Genomic DNA, 17,672 nt, shown 5'->3' on the forward strand with positions numbered 1-17,672 from the left:
CCAAAGAAACCGCTTTGATGTTCGCAGCGGAAAAATAGTGATGTTCAATGCTCACAATATTTTAAAAAGGAATTAAAACCGTGGTGAAAATAATTGAATTAGAAAAATTACCTGACAATCTTCTGCCGCAAACTTCAGAGAAGAGTTATCAATTTGTTCAATCAAGATTCAAACGCGGAGAACCTGAGGCAAAAAAAACCAAACTTGAGTCACAGAAAGAAAAAGTCAAGCAACAATTAGAAATATTTGCGGATAGTTTTATTAATGAGTTCAGTAAAAGACTGGCTATTTATCATATAACAGCAAAAGGAGGGAGAATAACGGCGGAAGCCTTGAAGGTAGAAATAAAAACCGGATCAACGGCAGCATTAGTCGGTATCGCTGTTTCGCAAAGCTTATTAGGCTCGCTCCCTTCGATAGTGACTTCAGTGCGATCGCTGAGTAGCCAATATTATCTCTCCAGAGAAAAAGCGCAAAGTATCACTAAAGCCTTTGAAAATGTCGCTGAAGGTGATTTAGGTACACTATTATCAGAAGCGGCTGTCGAAACTTTCCACAGTTTTGAAAGTCAATTTATGCAGCATACTGATAAAGCGGGTGACAAGATGGCCATGGAAAAATTAGCCGAAGATGCGGCAGCTAGAGCATTGAATTATATTGCTGCAAACGCAAAAGATAATCCCACTATTACGCAGGAGTTAATAACCAAAGGCATCGTCATGGGTAAGTCAGAAAAATATTTTGACCCTAGTATTAAAAATGTTCGGATCCGGATTTCGGGCAGCATACTGCAAGATGCCAATGGAAAAGATGTCAACACCGTAAATTTGTATGAAAAAGTCGGTCTTACGATCGTTGGTAGCGAATCGAATAAATTCTATAAAAAAATTGATCGTCCTGATAGTACGCAATATGGTTATCGACGTCTTTTCGATTGGGAAACCCTAGCTAATGGAGAGCTAAATGCCGCTTATCAAAGTGAATACCGGCAAGAAATATTCCCTCAGACAGAAACGGTCGCCCAATATAACTTAAGAAGATATGAATATGTGTTACAACCCGCCGATCTTAAACAAGAATCTACGCGCATACTCGATAAAATTAAAGATCGTTATCCTGCAATAGAACCACAGAGAGTCGAGCAGCAAGTCGTAACCAAGAACCCGATACTCTTTGATTTAAGAAAGCCGGTAGCAAATTTTGTTGGCAGAAAAAAAGTCTTAGCAGAATTGCATAAGACATTATTATCCACTCGAAATACCGCAGTCATTGCGCAAGCGATGTCAGGTTTGTCAGTCAATTCGGCGAGATCAGGGGATGAGTCTTCCAGCGCTGTTCAGGCTTCTGTGAGTGGTTTAGGGGGGGTAGGAAAAACTCAATTGGCTTTACGCTACGCTGGAACCTATGCCGCCGATTATGAACACAATGTGTTATGGATCAATGCTGAATCCAAAGGGGATCTTGCCAATTCAGTCAGAAAACTGGCTAATAAACTAAATATTGAAAGACAAGACAGATATGGTAATGAAAAAGAGATAGAAGAGATTTTAGAGGAAGTCTATACGTATTTTTCTACGGGGAAAAGCTTATTCATTTTTGATAACGTCGAGAATTATAGAGAATTTGAAAATTTTTTACCTAAGTTATTACTAGGTAATAAGCCGGCTATATTGATCACTTCTCGATATCGGAATTGGGGAAATGTAGCGACGGTAGTATCGCTGGATGTCCTCACAGAGGAAGAAGGGAAAGAATTGATCAAGTCGGCGTTAACGATAACGGCAAACGATCAGTCACAGGATGGAAAAATCAAGGAATTAATCACCTTATTGCAAGGATTACCACTAGCACTGCAGCAGGCAGTTGCTTATATTAATATTCAGCGAAATATCAATATTCAATTTGGAATCCAGGATTATCTAGAATTGTATAAAGCAAAAGGCTTAGAAATACTGGATTTCGATTTTCCCAGCTATGGTAATGACCCCTATGCAAAAACCGTCTTTACTACGTGGCAAATAACACTGGATAAGATAAGGGAAGATCGATACGCCGGAGGGAAAGCACTCGAAACTTTGAATATTATGGCGTACATATGTCCTGATGATATCGCTAATAATTTTTTTCTTCCCTTGGAGCATCCTGAAAAATTGCCACTAGCGATTCATCTACTGAAAAGCTATTCCATGCTTAACGCAGGGAGTCAACAAGATAAATCGACTATTCATCGATTGGTGCAGAAGGTAACACGCGTCAATTTAGAAAAAGATCAACCTGCATTTAAAGACATTGCAGAAAAAATTCTGAAATTAACTGAAGGTTTCAGTGTAGGTAAGGAAGTAGAGTTTCATTATCTACATTTTTTATTGCATATAAATCTACATGTCGAGTTAACAGAAGCATTAAAGGTGCGAGCAAGCCGAAGAAGGATTTTAGATATCATTACTTATTCTGAATTTGATGTCACTCGTTTGATTTATTTGTTTGATACGGCTTATATGATCTATAGCCGAGGAGAGTATCTTAAATTTATCGGCGAGGCCTCATTCGTTTACACCCGATATCCTTTTCTACTTCTGCTGACTGCTACGATGAACTATCTAGAAGAACGCCTAGATGAAGGGATTCTTTCTAAGGAAGATATCCGGAAAGTTTTAGATTATAAATATGAAATCTCTGATAAACATTACCGACTGGGGGAGCGCTTCTCACCAAAAGAAGAGGAAAGAGCGCGGCAACTCGATGCAGTTCGGTTACTTTATGAATTCGAGGAAAAAATATTTCCTTCCCCAGAAGAATTACGCGCGTGTTCGTCATTAGAAAAAAGAAAAAAAAGAAGTAGCGATGTGGGCTGTTTGCGTTCGGAAGAAGAGCCAGAAACAGCTAACAAACAGCTGAATCAACGCATTAAGCAGCATCTACAAAAGGTGAGCCGAGTCGCGACGTTAGTGTCTTCCGGTCTATTTACCAAGGATACGTTATCTGCGCTGTTGCAAGGTAATTTAAGTACGGTAGCGATTAATTTTAGTTTGCTAGCCAGCAGTACATTATTAGGAGAAGTATCGAATTCACTCTTAACCCAAGGCGAAATATTAACATCGGCAGACGAAACTTTATTAATGGAGAAAAAATTATCCTTAAACGGTAAGTTGGCGCTCAGTATATTAACCGATGAAGAAGTGATCACAGCCGGTAAAAGACAGTTTTTAGGTAACAGCATGAAAGTCGCTTCCCCTTTTCTGGCGCGATTGCCATCGGTTTTCTTCGCCTATAATTTAAAAAATCAAATAAAAGCATATAGAGCGGGTAATAAAGCTGAGCTATCTGGAATTGTTACCAATGGAGCGATAGTAAGCAAAGACGGATTAGATTTTGGGGTAGAAGCGGCTGAGAACTTAGAGATCATGGAAGGGGTTTCTGCATTCACTGGGCCGTTCGGAGATGCGGCAGTCGCATTAATTTGGTTAGGATCAGATATCGAACATGTTGACGATCAATTGGCATCGATTGAGAAAAATGTACATCTCGATGAGGAAGAAAAAGTTATTCAGGGCGGGCGAGCATTTTTGTATTTTCCTCCTTCGCGTTATATTGAAACGAAAGCATCTAATAATCAACGGGTCAAAAACATTATCGACTTTTTAAAAAATCATCCGCAGATTAAACGCGTTATTTCTTCATTAGGAAGTTCATCGGCAGAAGTTTTTTTGGATAAAAAAATCAAGATAGCATTAGATGACACGATGCCGGATAACTCCAACGAAGGGAGCTTGTTTTGTTTATTCGGTCGATCCCGGACCCCTGTCAGTTCCAGTCAATGGATCCCTATGGTTCCTTATCCTCCCTTCATGAATCAAGATAATGAAATATCTACCTACCTTTGTAAAAAAGCAATCGGTGTGGAATATTCGCAAAATAGAACAGAAAATTTCACGCTCATTGCTTTAAATGAGGGTAATCACACCGTTATAGGATTAACGGATACGCCCAACATTTTTCTGGTGAGTAATGGCAGGGTAAATTACACCGGTGGTAATGTCGGTAATCTATTCCTATTGCAAGGGAATGCTATTTTAGGAACGCTGAACGGAGGCAATGCAGCGCATAATAAAATAAAGTTGGACTTTAATCAAAATGTCAGCGGATATGTATTGCTAGATGATCAAGGGTTTATCTGTGGAAAAAATAGGACTAATGGAATCATTGCACAACAATGTGAGGGCGGGCTCCAAATAGATAATATTCAGCAAATGGATGGAAGAAAGAATAAGCAAGATGTCATCTATATAACTGAAAAATTGGAGTTTATCGACAGTTATGGCGGTGAAAGTCAAGACTATTCCGATCACATCTATATTACCGATGTATCCAATAATAATCCCAAAATCGTATTAAGAAATAACGCCGTGGTCCATACGTTTGGATCGAGTGAACGTCTAGAGTCGGTTAATTATAGGATTCCAAATGACGAAACCGGTGAAACCCATGTTCAGCTGCTATTTACAGATCCTACTGTACAGCGTTTTTATTTTGATTTTTCACTTGAAGATCTGGACGCTATTACCGTTCAAGCTAACAACATTACTTTTAATTTGTTATTTCAGAATAAAACCTTCAATCTCATTATTTCGGATCCTTTTAGAGAGCTCAGCTTATTCCACGATAAAAAAATGCATTATCCAGAATGCCCGATCAATGCATATTACGTTTTTCAGGATGCAGAAATCAAACTAGTAAATAGAAACACTATCTATGCCCAGTTGCGCAGCAATAAAACCGTGGATGAAATAGTGAGTCAGTATCCAGCGATTGCCAGCCGTCTCAACATGGCGCTATCCATACGACTCAAGCAGAATGAAACGGTATTGATTGGACATGAACAGCATCAGATCCTGTACAATAATCCGTTAGCTAAAAGTCATTTAATGGGCAACGGTGCTGAAAATATCAACGTCATTACGGCTGCATTGGGTACTGATAAATTTCCAATACCTGAAGTGACGCTTTACAAAGTGCGGGAAGATCTGACCGATACACTTGATTTACGCTGGGTGGTACAGCAAGCCAAACAAGAGTGTCCTGAACAAGAAATTTCACTCAGCGTATCCCAGCATCAGCAGGACTTAGTTGTCTCATTAAATGCTCACTATTATCGCGTATCGAATAGCTGTTTGCCTCTGATGACAACTTGGCCTATCGCGAATGTAAGGTTAAGAAAAGCATCGGAAGATAATTGGTATCAGAATCTTGATATCAGTTTGAATAATATACATATGCCCATGAATATTATCGCTGATAATCGGCGTTGGGGGTTAGTATATGCGCCTTTAGTATTCAATAATGATAAAGAAATTATAGTCATAACCAATACCGATATTGAAAAAGAATCCGAGCTTATTATTCTTAAAAAAAGTGGTCAATTTAGCTTTATTATAAATAACAACACTGATCTCATGCTAAGCAATATATTGAATAACCCTACGCGGCAACGTGATCTATGTACGATTATATTCAGTCAATTTTATCAACTACCTGCCATGAAAGAAAAGGTATTAAGCACAACGCTGACGTTTCTTGATCAGCAAATACTATTGAAAAATTATACAGAGCAAATCAATAATGCTGCCAGTTTTGATAATATCATTCAGCAATATGCGGCAGAGACTCATAACGATAGTTTAAATAGTAATACAACTCGATCCGCACGACCTAAGCGACAAATTAACCGTCAAGTCGACTTTACAAGCAAGGCAGAGGTTAAATCGATACAATCATTGTATTCTGAGGATTTCATACCGAATAACCGATCCGTTATAACGGGAGTTTCTTATTCTCAGACGAATTTGCCAATTAACTACCAGGGAACATTCTACGGAAATGTTTATTTGGGTAGATGGATAGCTTCTTTGTTTGCTCCTTCTGCTGTTAAGCGAATACAAAAGAGGGAGCAAGTATTATCACGCGCTGAAAAGACTTCAGACGCAGATTGGGCATTTAAAAACTTACAGGATGGAGTAAAAAAATATGGTCGTGGATAGTCTTTAAGGCACTGGCATTTATAAATTGCCGCGCGCTACGCGTATGCCAGTAAACCCCCGTCATGGCCATATCTAGATTGCCGCGCACCTGCGGTGCTCGCAATGACGTCAATATTCTAGCGCTCGCAATGACGATCAATAAAAAAACTTAACTAGTTAACCAAGGTTAACTAGTTAAGTGTGTGTGTTTAGCCGAAGTTGTAACTGACACCGACAGCCAAGAAATCGATGTTACCCGGACGGTTGTTTCCCATCGGTTGGATGTGAGTTAAGGAGGTGTCTACAGTCACATTAGGTGTGATGTCATAGCCCATACCGATAGCCACTTCAGGCGCCCATTTGTGTTTGGCAATGCCTTCCGCTTGATTGAGATCGGTAGAAATGGGGATTCCCTTGTCAGTTGCGTCTTTTTTTAACTCGGTAGTTAAATAAGCAACGCCTAATTTGCCGTAGATATTGACATTTTGCGTAACCGGTAACATGCCTTTGGCAGCAACGTCAATCGCATGTTGTTTATTAGATTGAGTGTCATGCGGGAAATTAGATTTTCCTTCAGATAATTGTAAGTAACCTACTTCCAAACCAAAATTCGGCGTGATTTTATAACCCAGTGCGACGCGACCCGCCAGTCCATCATTGGCTAAGGGTATTCCGGTCGATGATGAAAGACGAGATTTCATGTGTGTGTCAGCATAACCTGCTTGACCACTCACATATAAACCCACAGGAAGTGCTGCATTCGCATTCATTATCGCGCATGCACTCGCGGTTATTACGCTAGTAATGAGTATTTTTTTAAGCATTGTTATTATTTTCTCCACAGAAACATTGTTATTAGAGCGTACTATTTAACCGTTAATAGGAATTAATGTCAATTTATCTTGAGTTTCACGAGAAGTTTTAAGTAATAGATTGCCGCGCGCTACGCGCTCGCAATGACGATTAATATTCTCGGTGCTCGCAATGACGAGTAAGTCGTATTATCCAAAATAATACGATACGCCGAGTGAATAAAAATCACTGCTCGGCGCGTGATTACTGCCACCCGCTTTTTGGATGCGATTCCAAGAAAATTCGACCGGAACATTCGGTTTGAGTGCATAACTGATACCTAAACCAAACGTCGGTTCTAAGGTTTTGGCATAGCTATTCATTGTGCCGCTGTACGGACTATTGGCAATTAAGCCCCCTTGTGCGTTAGGTCGTAGATAAGCCAAGCCTAATTTTGCATACAGGTTTAATTTATCTGTGACGGGAAGTATCCCTTTTGCGGTTAAATCAAAGGCGCTGGATTTACTCGATGCAGTGGCGAGGTAATTATTGGTAGCGACTGAAATATCAGTATGACCAAAATGACGATAACCAAATTCCATCGCCCAATAGTTATCAAATTGATAACCAAAACTGAGACGATACGCTAAAGCAAGATTATTCAGATCCGGTAACGCTACCGGCGATGTTCCATTATTTACCGTGACTAAATTAGTGGTATTGATATGACTATTCGCATAGCCGAGTTGTGCCCCGGCATAAAAACCTGGCATTTCAGCATGCACGTTTGCTGTGACACTGAGAATAGTGCTAGCCAGTAGTAAGGCGCTTGTATTTCTTTTTAGCATAGTGCTTCCTAATAATAATGTTTAACGGTTTAGAAGATGTTATCAAAAAAATTATAAGTGTTTACTATTTGCAGTATCAACCAAAATAATACGCCAAACCAATGGAATAAAAATCAGTACTGGGTATGCTGTTACCGCCGCCGACACTCTGAATGCGTGTCCAAGCTAAATCGATCGGAACAAAGGGGGTAATGTCGTAACTAAGACCGAGACCGAAACTGGGATTCCAGCTATCGGAGTATCCTAAGTAATTCCGACCATTCACGACAGCGGAACCATTGGCTTTAAGATACGCTAAACCTAATTTGGCATAAAGGTTCACGTTACTCGAAATAGGTAACATCGGTTTCGCCATGAAATCGATGGCTTTTTCACTTAAAGAAACATTTTGGCCGGGCACACCGCCGACGCCGGAGAAATCAACATCAGAAAATCGTGTATAACCAATTTCAAAAGCGATATTTTGATTAAATTGATAACCACCGGCGATGCGACCGGTGAAAGCCATTTTACTACTAATCGATTGTGCAGCGGCATTGCTGGCTTCTTGGTGTGTGTCGGCGGTGCCGAGTTGACCTAAGATATAAAACCCAGGAATAGATGCACTGGCTAGCAGTGGAAAGCACCATGAAAAAATAAAAAGTATCTTAGTCCTAATTTTTTTCAACATGAACGACGCTCCTTGTGTATGAAGATCATCTTTATATAATATACCTATTATCGATGCTTTGCAGTGTGACTGATCCTATTATACGATAAGCAGCATGAACTACCACCCACGTTGGCGAGCTTACCTCACCTTGCTACGATTACATCAACCGATAGGAATATTTTTATTATTGTGGCCAGCATTATGGGCGTTATGGATTGCAAGTGCGGGCCATGTGGATATTAAAATCCTCGCTTTATTTATCATCGGTGCGGTGTTAACACGATCGCTGGGTTGCGTGATGAATGATATCGCGGATAGAAATCTGGATGGTTTTGTGGCAAGAACTCAGCATCGACCTTTAGCAACCGGCGCAGTGAGTTTGAAAGCGGCCGTGCTGATATTAATCATTTTGACTTTATTAGCGTTGTTAGTGGTCTGTCAATTGAATCGCTTAAGCATAGAACTGGCGGTAATTGCGGTTGCTATGATAGTGCTCTATCCATTTACCAAACGCTATATCGAATGGCCGCAGTTATTTTTAGGTGTGGTGTTTGGTGCTTGGTCTATCTTGATGGCTTTTGCGGCAGAAACCGGAAAAATACCGGCCATTGCTTGGTTGTTGTTTTTGACCGCTTATGCGTGGTGTGTCGCTTATGATACCATTTATGCCATGGTGGATAGAGAGGATGATAGGCGTGTGGGTATTAAATCCAGTGCGTTAGCGCTGGGCCGTCATGATGTGATGTTTATCGCTGCCCTAGAGTTAAGTTTTGTTTTACTATTAAGCATCATAGGTTTCTGCTTAAAAGCGCACATGCCTTATTATTTGATGTTGGCGTTGGCGGTTGGCTTACTTATTTATCAACACTATTTAATTAAAAATCGAAAACCTGAATTGTGTTTTAAAGCGTTTTTGAATAATGCATGGATAGGTGGTTTAATATTTTTAGGATTTTTTTTCGGTGTACATGCTTAAGCTTATAGGTAAGAGGTGATCCGTGAAAACCAAAGTGATCTATCCCGGTACTTTTGATCCAATGACCAATGGCCATCTGGATCTCGTGCAACGTGCTGCGCGTTTGTTTGAAACCGTGATAGTTGCAGTGGCGAAAAATCCGAGTAAAACGCCGGCTTTTTCTGTCGATGAGCGTATCCATTTAGCCAAACAGGTATTAAGCGATCTGAATAATGTGCAGGTACATGGTTTTGATGGTTTGTTAATCAATTGTGCGAAAGACTATAACGCGCATGTCATTTTACGGGGTTTGCGTGCGGTGTCTGATTTTGAGTATGAGTTTCAATTGGCGAGTATGAATCGAAAAATGATGCCTGATTTGGAAACCTTATTTTTAACTCCGGCCGAACAGCATTCCTTCATCTCGGCTAATTTAGTCAGAGAAATTGCCAGTCTCGGAGGCAACGTGGCGCAGTTTGTACCGGCGGTGGTGGCAGAGGCTTTACAAGCTAAGTTTAAACGAACATGAGTATTGTTTTAAAGAGTATTGTCATTGCGAGCGCCAAAGGCGCGCGGCAATCCCTGGATGGCCACGCGAATGAACATTCGCTCGCCATGACAGTGATTTACTTAAGAACAATAGGTATGCGATGGCTTTACTAATAACCGATGATTGCATCAATTGTGATGTATGTGAGCCCGAATGTCCGAATGAAGCCATCATTCAGGGTGAGTTTATCTATGAAATCAAGCCCAACAAATGTACCGAGTGTGTAGGCCATTTTGACGCCCCGCAGTGTGTTGAAGTCTGTCCAGTAGCCTGTATCGTCATTAATCCTGAGTATAAAGAAACCTCTGAACAGTTGTTATTGAAGTATCAAGGCTTGGTCAAAGCAGCTGGAGTGAAATAAAAAACGCCGGTTGTTTTTTCGACCATCAGACCGCATAATATGCGTCTTTTAGAATTGCTTACATAAGAGGGCCATCATGGCAGTCCAAAAATCACGTAAATCTCGCTCGAAAAGAAACATGCGCCGTGCGCATGATGCATTAACTTCGCCAGCTGTCTCGATTGATGCAACCAGTGGCGAAACCCATATCCGCCACCACATCACCAAAGATGGCTATTATCGTGGAAAAAAGGTCCTAAAAGCCAAGGAATAACACCTTAAATGTCTCGTTATACTCTGGCTATCGATGCTATGGGAGGCGACTACGGTCCCTCCGTGATAGTACCCGCTGTGCTCTTAGCCCTTCAGGAGGAGCCTGAACTACATATTATTCTTGTCGGTGACTTGGATGCCTTGCAAGAGCAGTTGAAGCTGGCAAAAACCAAGCCAATGTCGAGTCAATTGACGCTACACGCATCAAGTCAAGTCGTATCCATGGACGAACCTCCGGCTTTGGCGTTGCGTAATAAAAAAGATTCTTCCATGCGCGTTGCGATTAATTTAGTCAAAGAAGGCGAGGCTCAGGCGTGCGTCAGCGCCGGCAATACCGGAGCATTGATGGCGACTGCACGTTTTGTATTGAAAACCATACCGGGCATTGATAGACCGGCTATCAGTGCGATGCTCCCCACTATGAAAGAACAGACCAAAGTGCGTGTCTTAGATCTGGGCGCGAATGTCGATACTGAAGTTGAACATCTACTGCAATTTGCCATTATGGGCTCGGTATTAAGTTCTGAGATCGACAATATTCCGAGTCCGCGCGTAGCCTTATTGAATATTGGTTCTGAAGAAATCAAAGGCAATGAGCAGGTTAAAAAGGCCGCTGAATTATTAAAGAATGCACACATCAATTATATCGGATACATCGAGGGCGATGCCATTTATCAAGGTTTAGCGGATGTGATCGTCTGTGATGGCTTTGTCGGCAATGTCGCGTTGAAAGTCACCGAAGGTGTGGCAAAATTAATGAGCCATTATATTAAATTAGCGTTTAATCGTAATTGGTTTTCACGTCTCTCCGGTTTAATGGCGTTACATGTATTGAAAGGATTACGTAAACAATTTGATCCGGCGCACTATAACGGCGCAAGCTTAGTGGGTTTGCGTGGCATAGTGATTAAAAGTCACGGCAGCGCGAACGTATTCGCTTTTAAAAATGCGATTAATGAAGCAATTTTAGAAGTGCAAAAAAATATTCCCGAACGTATACGCGAACAAGTGACCGGTTTATTGAAGGAATCTGAACAGTCTTTATGAAATATTCACGTATTGCAGGCACCGGTAGTTATTTGCCGGAAAGAATACTAACCAATGCCGAACTTGAAAAAATGGTGGCTACCACGGATGAATGGATAGTCGAACGTACCGGCATACGCGAACGTCACATTATTGGTCCTAACGATAGCACCGCGAGTATGGCGACCGCGGCTGCAAAAAAAGCCTTGCTGGCGGCCGATGTTACCGCAAAAGATATAGAGCTGATTATCGTTGCCACGAGCACCCCCGATAAATTTTTTCCTAGTACCGCCTGTTTAGTACAAGCGGCGTTGGGTGAAGATGGTTGCCCGGCCTTTGATGTCGTAGCGGCTTGCGCGGGTTTTAATTATGCTTTGAGTGTTGCTGATCAATTTATTCGTAACGGTGTGGTTCAGACGGCACTCGTCATCGGCAGTGAAAGCATGTCGAATATTATCAATTGGGAAGATCGTTCGACCTGTATTTTATTTGGTGACGGGGCCGGTGCGGTGCTCCTGCAAGCCGCCAAAGAACCAGGCATTATTTCTGCCCATCTACATGCTGCGGGATCTTATAAAGATTTATTGTCACTAGGTACCGGTTTAAAAAAGGATGATGTTCCGCATCTTAAAATGCAAGGTAGTGATGTGTTTAAGATTGCGGTGAATAAATTAAGTGCGGTATTAGAAGAAACTTTAGCCGCGAATAAGATAAATAAAAAAGATATTGATTGGTTAATTCCGCATCAGGCTAATTTACGTATTATTCAAGCCATGGCGAATAAACTTAAAATGACCATGCAGCATGTGGTGGTGACATTAGATCAACATGGCAATACATCAGCTGCTTCTATTCCGTTAGCTTTAGATGTTGCGGTGCGAGATGGCCGTGTGCAACGTGGACAATTATTATTAATGGAAAGCTTTGGCGCAGGGTTAACCTGGGGTTCTGCTTTAGTACGCTACTAAAAATGTGTAGATTGCCGCGCGCTACGCGCTCGCAATGACGAGGAGAACACCGTCATGGCGAGCGAATGCAATGAGCGTGGCCATCCATATGTACATTGCTGAGTTCTATTTATGGACTATCTAAATGAGTAATTATAATGACTAAAAAAATTGCATTTATTTTTCCGGGGCAAGGTTCGCAAACATTAGGTATGTTAGCCGAGTTTGCTAAAGACTATCCTTTAATTCAAGAAACATTCATGGAGGCTTCACACGTCTTAAAGTTTGATTTATGGGAATTGTGTCAAGAAGGTCCAGAGGCTGCACTCAATCAAACGGAAAATACACAACCGGCTTTGTTGACAGCGAGCGTGGCTTTATGGCGAGTTTGGAAGCAACAGCGTGGTATTAAACCGACCTTTATGGCAGGTCATAGCTTGGGTGAATACTCTGCATTAGTATGCGGCGATGCGCTGGACTTTATGACAGCGGTACGTTTGGTGGCTGAACGAGGACGTTTAATGCAGGCAGCAGTTCCGCCTGGCGTCGGTGCGATGGCGGCTATCGTGGGTTTAGACAATGATAAATTACAGGCTTTATGTGAGTCGCTGGCTGAAGGTCAAGTCTTAGCGCCAGCGAATTATAATGCCATCGGACAAACGGTGGTGGCAGGGAATGCGGCTGCGGTGGGTCGATTGGTCGAACACGCCAAACAAGCCGGTGCTAAATTAGCGAAACTTATTCCCGTTAGTGTGCCATCACATTGTGCTTTAATGAAACCCGCTGCAGAACATTTAGCAGAAACCTTGCAAACTATTCATATTTCAGTACCCCATATCCCTTTTATCAATAATGTCGATGTCGGTATCGAACACGATCCGATTATGATAAAAAAAGCTTTAGTCGAACAACTGTATAATCCCGTACGTTGGGTAGAAATAATTCAAGCGCTTGAGAAACGTGGGATCGAAGAATTTATTGAATGTGGTCCGGGCAAAGTATTAACCGGTTTAAATAAGCGTATCACATCGATACCCACACTCTCGATACAGGATCCGGAAATACTCCAAGAAGCCTTAATCGGTTAAGGGAAGATTTATGTTATTAAAGAATAAAGTCGCTTTGGTAACCGGCGCCAGTCGTGGTATTGGCGCAGCGATTGCTGTCGCGCTAGCACAACAAGGTGCACTGGTTGCTGGAACAGCAACCAGTGTTGCCGGCGCAGAAAAAATTTCCCACACATTGCAAGAGCAAGGCTTGAAAGGTAAAGGTTTTGTTTTAAATTTAAACGATGAAGCGTCGATAAAAAATTTAATGGGCGAATTAGCTACGTTTGGGCTGCCTAATATATTGGTGAATAATGCAGGCATTACGCGTGATAATCTTTTATTGCGGATGAAAGCTGATGAATGGAATGCTGTGCTAGAGACTAATTTAAGCGCCGTTTTTAAATTAACGCAACTGTGTTTAAAGCCGATGTTGAAAGCACAGTATGGACGTATTATTAATATTGCTTCTATAGTAGGGTGTACTGGAAATCCAGGCCAAGCCAATTATGCCGCTGCAAAAGCCGGATTAATCGGTTTTACTAAAGCTTTAGCGCAAGAAGTTGCAACACGGCATATCACTGCTAATGTTGTGGCGCCAGGATTTGTAGAAACCGATATGACCCGTCAATTAAATGAAAAGCAACGCACATCGTTACTAGAAAAAATTCCAGTGCGACGATTAGGCTCAGCGATGGACATCGCGCATGCCTGTGTTTTTTTAGCATCGGAGTGGGCTGACTATGTGACAGGTAATACTTTACATGTCAACGGCGGAATGTATATGAATTGAACAGGGATGGCTTTTAACATGGTTTAAGTTTATAAGCGTAAACTTAATTAGTTAATTTGAGTAAAGTGACTTGCGTTCATTCAGGAATTGAATAAACTAAGCGACAGGTTTTATTTATACTAAATAGGGGAGATTCTCAGTGAGTACAATCGAAGAACGTGTCAAGAAGGTAGTGGTTAATCAACTTGAAATAAAAGAAGAAGAAGCCACTATGGAAGCTTCTTTTGTCGATGATTTAGGTGCCGATTCTTTAGACACCGTCGAATTAGTCATGGCTTTAGAAGAAGAATTCGATACCGAAATCCCAGATGAAGAAGCTGAAAAAATTCGCACTATTCAGCAAGCCGTCGATTATATCAAACAACATCAAGTCGAAACTGAAGACTCTGAAGAAACTGAAGAATAATTACATCCAAAATATAAGTCAGTTTTTTATTTGTAGGGGGCGAACGTGAAAAAAAAGCGACGTATAGTGGTAACCGGTGTGGGTATGATGACACCGTTAGGTCTTAATACCAAAACAACTTGGGAAGCGATATTGGCAGGAAAAAGCGGCGTTTCTGCTATCACCCAATTTGATGTTTCCGCTTTTCCCTGTCAAATTTCTGCCAGTGTGCGTGATTTTCAAGCAGAAAAATATGGTATTACACCGAAAGATGGCCGCAAAATGGATTTATTTATTCAATACGGTTTAGCGGCGGCAATAGAAGCGATGGCGGATTCAAAACTCGAAGTGACTGAAAAAAATGCCGACAGGATCGGTGTTGCGGTAGGCTCAGGGATTGGTGGTTTACCTTTCATTGAAGAAAACCACACTAAATTAGAACAAGGTGGCCCCAGAAAAATATCTCCTTTTTTTATCCCGGGTGCTATTACCAATATGTTAGCCGGTCAAATTTCTATACGCTATGGGTTACGCGGTCCTAATATTGCCGTAGTAACGGCCTGTACCACGGGTACACACAATATCGGTTTGGGTGCAAGGACCATACTTTATGGCGATGCAGATGTCATGGTAGTGGGCGGTTCAGAAATGGCGACGACACCGTTAGGTTTAGGTGGATTTTCTGCTTGTCGTGCTTTATCTAATCGTAACAAAGATCCACAAGCGGCCAGTCGTCCATGGGATAAAGCGCGCGATGGTTTTGTGTTAGGCGACGGCGCCGGTGTTTTAGTTCTAGAAGAATATGAACGCGCCAAACAACGTAATGCACCAATCTACGCCGAATTGGTGGGTTTTGGTATGAGTGCCGATGCTTATCATATGACCAGTCCAGCGCCAGACGGGCAGGGTGCGATGACAGCGATGTTAAATACTTTGCATGATGCCAATATCGATAAAGAAAAAGTCGCTTATATCAATGCGCATGCCACATCGACGTTACAAGGTGATTATTTAGAGTTAAGAGCCATCCGTCGTGTGTTTGGCGAATATGCAAAAAAGATGGCGATTAGTTCGACTAAATCGATGACCGGCCATTTGTTAGGTGCAGCGGGCGCGGTGGAAGCTATTTTTACTATTTTGGCACTCAAAGAACAAAAGGCGCCGCCGACTATTAATTTAGATAATCCAGGCAATCCACCTGAGCTCAATATTCCTGATGATGATTTTGTCGATCTGAATTTTGTCCCGAATGTACCACAAGAATTAAAAATGGATTATGCGTTATCTAATTCTTTTGGATTTGGTGGAACCAATGCGTCATTGCTGTTTGCAAGATTGTGAGATCTAATGAAGAGATTGACTCTGATTGCCTTAGTCATTCTGGTCGTCGCTTTTTTATTAACCTATTTTGTTGCGCATTATCACCGGTTTTTACAATCGCCTTTAAGTAAAACGCAAACGATACACATTGTATTTGCACCTGGTGCTTCGGTGCATCATTTAATCGCGGACTTACAGCAGCTAGGCGACATGCCACATCCGCGTTTTTTCTTATTATTAGCCTATGTTAAAGGAGCGACCAGTAAATTAAAACCTGGTGAATATCAATTTGATCCAGGGACGACGCCCGGTCAGATGTTGGACCAAATGTTAGCCGGAAAAGCCATTTTTCATCGCTTTACCATTGTTGAAGGGTGGACGTTTCAACAATTAATCAACGCATTAAATAATTTAACCGTCGTTAAACATCAACTAAATCACATATCACCGGAACAAATCTTAGCTAATTTGGGTTTACCCGCGCAGAATCCGGAAGGTTTATTTTATCCTGCGACGTATTATTTCAGCGCTGGATCTAAAGATAGCGATTTATTAAAATGGTCCTATCAGTTAATGGAAAAAAAATTACATGAAGCCTGGAAAGCGCGCGCTGACGATTTACCGTATAAAACTTCTTATCAAGCACTGATAGCCGCCTCCTTAGTTGAAAAAGAAACCGCGATTGCTAAAGAACGACCGATGATTGCGGGTGTGATCGTGCGGCGTTTGCAGGCGGGTATCCCTTTGCAAATTGATGCCAGTATTATTTATGGTTTAGGTGTACATTACACGGGTAAACTAACTATTGAAGATCTACGTAAAGACACACCTTACAATACCTATACACGTAGAGGTTTGCCACCTACACCGATAGGCAGTCCGAGTTTGGCTTCCATTGTTGCTGTTTTGCATCCGGATCATAGTCAAAATTTATATTTTGTAGCAAAAGGCGATGGCACACATCAGTTTTCTGCGCATTTAGCTGAACATAATTTAGCGGTACAACTTTATCAACTCGATCGACGTTATCCGTACGTGAAGAAAAGAAGATCCTGTCAAAGTCTTTGGTATCTCAGTAAGTCGATGCGGACGTTTTTTTGTAAACTGAATGAACTTTAGTATTTTTTATCTATGGAGTTGAGACGAAAGTTTAGCTAACTTTCGTCATTGCGAGCGCGGAGCGCGCGGCAATCTAAGCAATATAAAACTATGGATGGCCACGCTCATTACATTCGCTCGCCATGACGGTGATTTTTTATCCTATTTAATGTATGTAGCGAATTAAGCTGACTAACACGGTAGCTTGAACGGCAGAAACGCCAAGAACCCATTTAGCTATTTGAGCATTAAGACTGGCTTTAATTTTTTCAATCTCTAGAATAATATCGCGTCTTACTTCAGCTAAGTCTTGCTTAGTCGTAATATTATCTTCAATCACCTCTGAAAGGATTCCAACTTGCGCTTCAGCATGCGCAGAAGGTACACCTGCTTTCTCAAGTTTTTTAGCCCATGCTAAGGTATCAAATCGCATTAGTGTACTCGTCATGGTTGCCATCCTGCTTTTATTATAAGTGATGAGTGGTTCCTGCACTTAGTACCCATTATATACCTATTTCTACTTAGAAAAACAGCATTTTGCATCGTTCTTATTTTTTTATTGTTAATAATTTTATTAGATATCAATATCTTTTTTAATAAAAAACTGTATATTAAAAATAGTTAATAAAA

General features: G+C 41.3%; 16 protein-coding genes. 12 read left to right on the forward strand and 4 right to left on the reverse strand.

Translation table 11 applies throughout. The features are described from left to right. Positions 1-80 precede the first annotated feature (80 nt). Entirely contained in the window at positions 81-6,038 is a 5,958-nt protein-coding gene (locus AAHH40_RS03870) for an NB-ARC domain-containing protein (RefSeq protein ID WP_342219379.1), read from the forward strand. Between the two features lie 188 nt (positions 6,039-6,226). Here the strand turns inward: AAHH40_RS03870 and AAHH40_RS03875 are convergent, their stop codons facing one another. The 3 genes from AAHH40_RS03875 to AAHH40_RS03885 all read right to left on the reverse strand — a co-directional run bounded on the left by AAHH40_RS03875 (position 6,227) and on the right by AAHH40_RS03885 (position 8,327). Then, complete coding sequence (locus tag AAHH40_RS03875; RefSeq protein ID WP_342219380.1) at positions 6,227-6,841, reverse strand: outer membrane beta-barrel protein; 615 nt, start codon at positions 6,839-6,841, stop codon at positions 6,227-6,229. A gap of 177 nt (positions 6,842-7,018) precedes the next feature. Further along, complete coding sequence (locus AAHH40_RS03880) at positions 7,019-7,657, reverse strand: outer membrane beta-barrel protein (RefSeq protein WP_342219381.1); 639 nt, start codon at positions 7,655-7,657, stop codon at positions 7,019-7,021. Positions 7,658-7,733: 76 nt separating this feature from the next. Continuing rightward, a complete protein-coding gene (locus AAHH40_RS03885; protein WP_342219382.1) occupies positions 7,734-8,327 on the reverse strand; it encodes an outer membrane beta-barrel protein in 594 nt (197 codons plus the stop codon). 94 nt (positions 8,328-8,421) lie between these two features. Here AAHH40_RS03885 and ubiA point away from each other — a divergent pair, with 94 nt between their 5' ends. The 11 genes from ubiA to mltG all read left to right on the forward strand — a co-directional run bounded on the left by ubiA (position 8,422) and on the right by mltG (position 17,063). After that, a complete protein-coding gene (gene ubiA / locus AAHH40_RS03890) occupies positions 8,422-9,285 on the forward strand; it encodes a 4-hydroxybenzoate octaprenyltransferase (protein ID WP_342219383.1) in 864 nt (287 codons plus the stop codon). A gap of 61 nt (positions 9,286-9,346) precedes the next feature. Next, positions 9,347-9,793 (forward strand): pantetheine-phosphate adenylyltransferase, encoded by a 447-nt coding sequence (gene coaD, locus AAHH40_RS03895; RefSeq protein WP_342220796.1) that lies wholly within the window; start codon positions 9,347-9,349, stop codon positions 9,791-9,793. Between the two features lie 121 nt (positions 9,794-9,914). Further along, entirely contained in the window at positions 9,915-10,175 is a 261-nt protein-coding gene (locus tag AAHH40_RS03900) for a YfhL family 4Fe-4S dicluster ferredoxin (RefSeq protein WP_342219384.1), read from the forward strand. Positions 10,176-10,251: 76 nt separating this feature from the next. After that, a complete protein-coding gene (gene rpmF / locus AAHH40_RS03905; protein WP_342219385.1) occupies positions 10,252-10,428 on the forward strand; it encodes a 50S ribosomal protein L32 in 177 nt (58 codons plus the stop codon). Positions 10,429-10,436: 8 nt separating this feature from the next. Next, entirely contained in the window at positions 10,437-11,474 is a 1,038-nt protein-coding gene (gene plsX, locus AAHH40_RS03910) for a phosphate acyltransferase PlsX (protein WP_342219386.1), read from the forward strand. Then, positions 11,471-12,421 carry a beta-ketoacyl-ACP synthase III gene (locus AAHH40_RS03915; RefSeq protein ID WP_342219387.1) on the forward strand — a complete coding sequence of 317 codons (951 nt, stop codon included), beginning with the start codon at positions 11,471-11,473 and terminating at the stop codon, positions 12,419-12,421. The genes plsX and AAHH40_RS03915 overlap by 4 nt, the downstream gene beginning before the upstream one ends. Positions 12,422-12,558: 137 nt before the next feature. Next, complete coding sequence (gene fabD / locus AAHH40_RS03920; protein WP_342219388.1) at positions 12,559-13,488, forward strand: ACP S-malonyltransferase; 930 nt, start codon at positions 12,559-12,561, stop codon at positions 13,486-13,488. Positions 13,489-13,498: 10 nt separating this feature from the next. Continuing rightward, positions 13,499-14,239 carry a 3-oxoacyl-ACP reductase FabG gene (fabG, locus tag AAHH40_RS03925; RefSeq protein ID WP_342219389.1) on the forward strand — a complete coding sequence of 247 codons (741 nt, stop codon included), beginning with the start codon at positions 13,499-13,501 and terminating at the stop codon, positions 14,237-14,239. Positions 14,240-14,378: 139 nt separating this feature from the next. Further along, positions 14,379-14,645, forward strand: a complete 267-nt coding sequence (acpP, locus tag AAHH40_RS03930) for an acyl carrier protein (protein ID WP_342219390.1) — start codon at positions 14,379-14,381, stop codon at positions 14,643-14,645. An 84-nt stretch (positions 14,646-14,729) separates the two neighbouring features. Beyond that, on the forward strand, positions 14,730-15,965 hold the full coding sequence (fabF, locus tag AAHH40_RS03935; protein ID WP_342220797.1) for a beta-ketoacyl-ACP synthase II: 1,236 nt from the start codon (positions 14,730-14,732) through the stop codon (positions 15,963-15,965). Positions 15,966-15,971: 6 nt separating this feature from the next. Next, positions 15,972-17,063: an endolytic transglycosylase MltG gene (gene mltG, locus AAHH40_RS03940; RefSeq protein WP_342219391.1), complete on the forward strand. Its 1,092-nt coding sequence runs from the start codon at positions 15,972-15,974 to the stop codon at positions 17,061-17,063. A 145-nt stretch (positions 17,064-17,208) separates the two neighbouring features. Here mltG and AAHH40_RS03945 read toward each other — a convergent pair whose 3' ends face one another. Continuing rightward, entirely contained in the window at positions 17,209-17,490 is a 282-nt protein-coding gene (locus tag AAHH40_RS03945) for a hypothetical protein (protein ID WP_342219392.1), read from the reverse strand. Between the last annotated feature and the right edge of the window lie 182 nt (positions 17,491-17,672).

This window comes from Rickettsiella endosymbiont of Miltochrista miniata (assembly GCF_964031245.1).
In the GTDB taxonomy this organism is placed as follows: Bacteria; Pseudomonadota; Gammaproteobacteria; order Diplorickettsiales; family Diplorickettsiaceae; genus Aquirickettsiella.

Excerpts from the sequence above, each read along its gene's own strand:
- AAHH40_RS03875 (WP_342219380.1), bottom strand. The coding sequence starts at position 6,841 with ATGCTTAAAAAAATACTCATTACTAGCGTAATAACCGCGAGTGCATGC.
- AAHH40_RS03880 (WP_342219381.1), bottom strand. The coding sequence starts at position 7,657 with ATGCTAAAAAGAAATACAAGCGCCTTACTACTGGCTAGCACTATTCTC.
- AAHH40_RS03885 (WP_342219382.1), bottom strand. The coding sequence starts at position 8,327 with ATGTTGAAAAAAATTAGGACTAAGATACTTTTTATTTTTTCATGGTGC.
- ubiA (WP_342219383.1), top strand. The coding sequence starts at position 8,422 with ATGAACTACCACCCACGTTGGCGAGCTTACCTCACCTTGCTACGATTA.
- coaD (WP_342220796.1), top strand. The coding sequence starts at position 9,347 with ATGACCAATGGCCATCTGGATCTCGTGCAACGTGCTGCGCGTTTGTTT.
- AAHH40_RS03900 (WP_342219384.1), top strand. The coding sequence starts at position 9,915 with ATGGCTTTACTAATAACCGATGATTGCATCAATTGTGATGTATGTGAG.
- rpmF (WP_342219385.1), top strand. The coding sequence starts at position 10,252 with ATGGCAGTCCAAAAATCACGTAAATCTCGCTCGAAAAGAAACATGCGC.
- plsX (WP_342219386.1), top strand. The coding sequence starts at position 10,437 with ATGTCTCGTTATACTCTGGCTATCGATGCTATGGGAGGCGACTACGGT.
- AAHH40_RS03915 (WP_342219387.1), top strand. The coding sequence starts at position 11,471 with ATGAAATATTCACGTATTGCAGGCACCGGTAGTTATTTGCCGGAAAGA.
- fabD (WP_342219388.1), top strand. The coding sequence starts at position 12,559 with ATGACTAAAAAAATTGCATTTATTTTTCCGGGGCAAGGTTCGCAAACA.
- fabG (WP_342219389.1), top strand. The coding sequence starts at position 13,499 with ATGTTATTAAAGAATAAAGTCGCTTTGGTAACCGGCGCCAGTCGTGGT.
- fabF (WP_342220797.1), top strand. The coding sequence starts at position 14,730 with ATGATGACACCGTTAGGTCTTAATACCAAAACAACTTGGGAAGCGATA.
- mltG (WP_342219391.1), top strand. The coding sequence starts at position 15,972 with ATGAAGAGATTGACTCTGATTGCCTTAGTCATTCTGGTCGTCGCTTTT.
- AAHH40_RS03945 (WP_342219392.1), bottom strand. The coding sequence starts at position 17,490 with ATGACGAGTACACTAATGCGATTTGATACCTTAGCATGGGCTAAAAAA.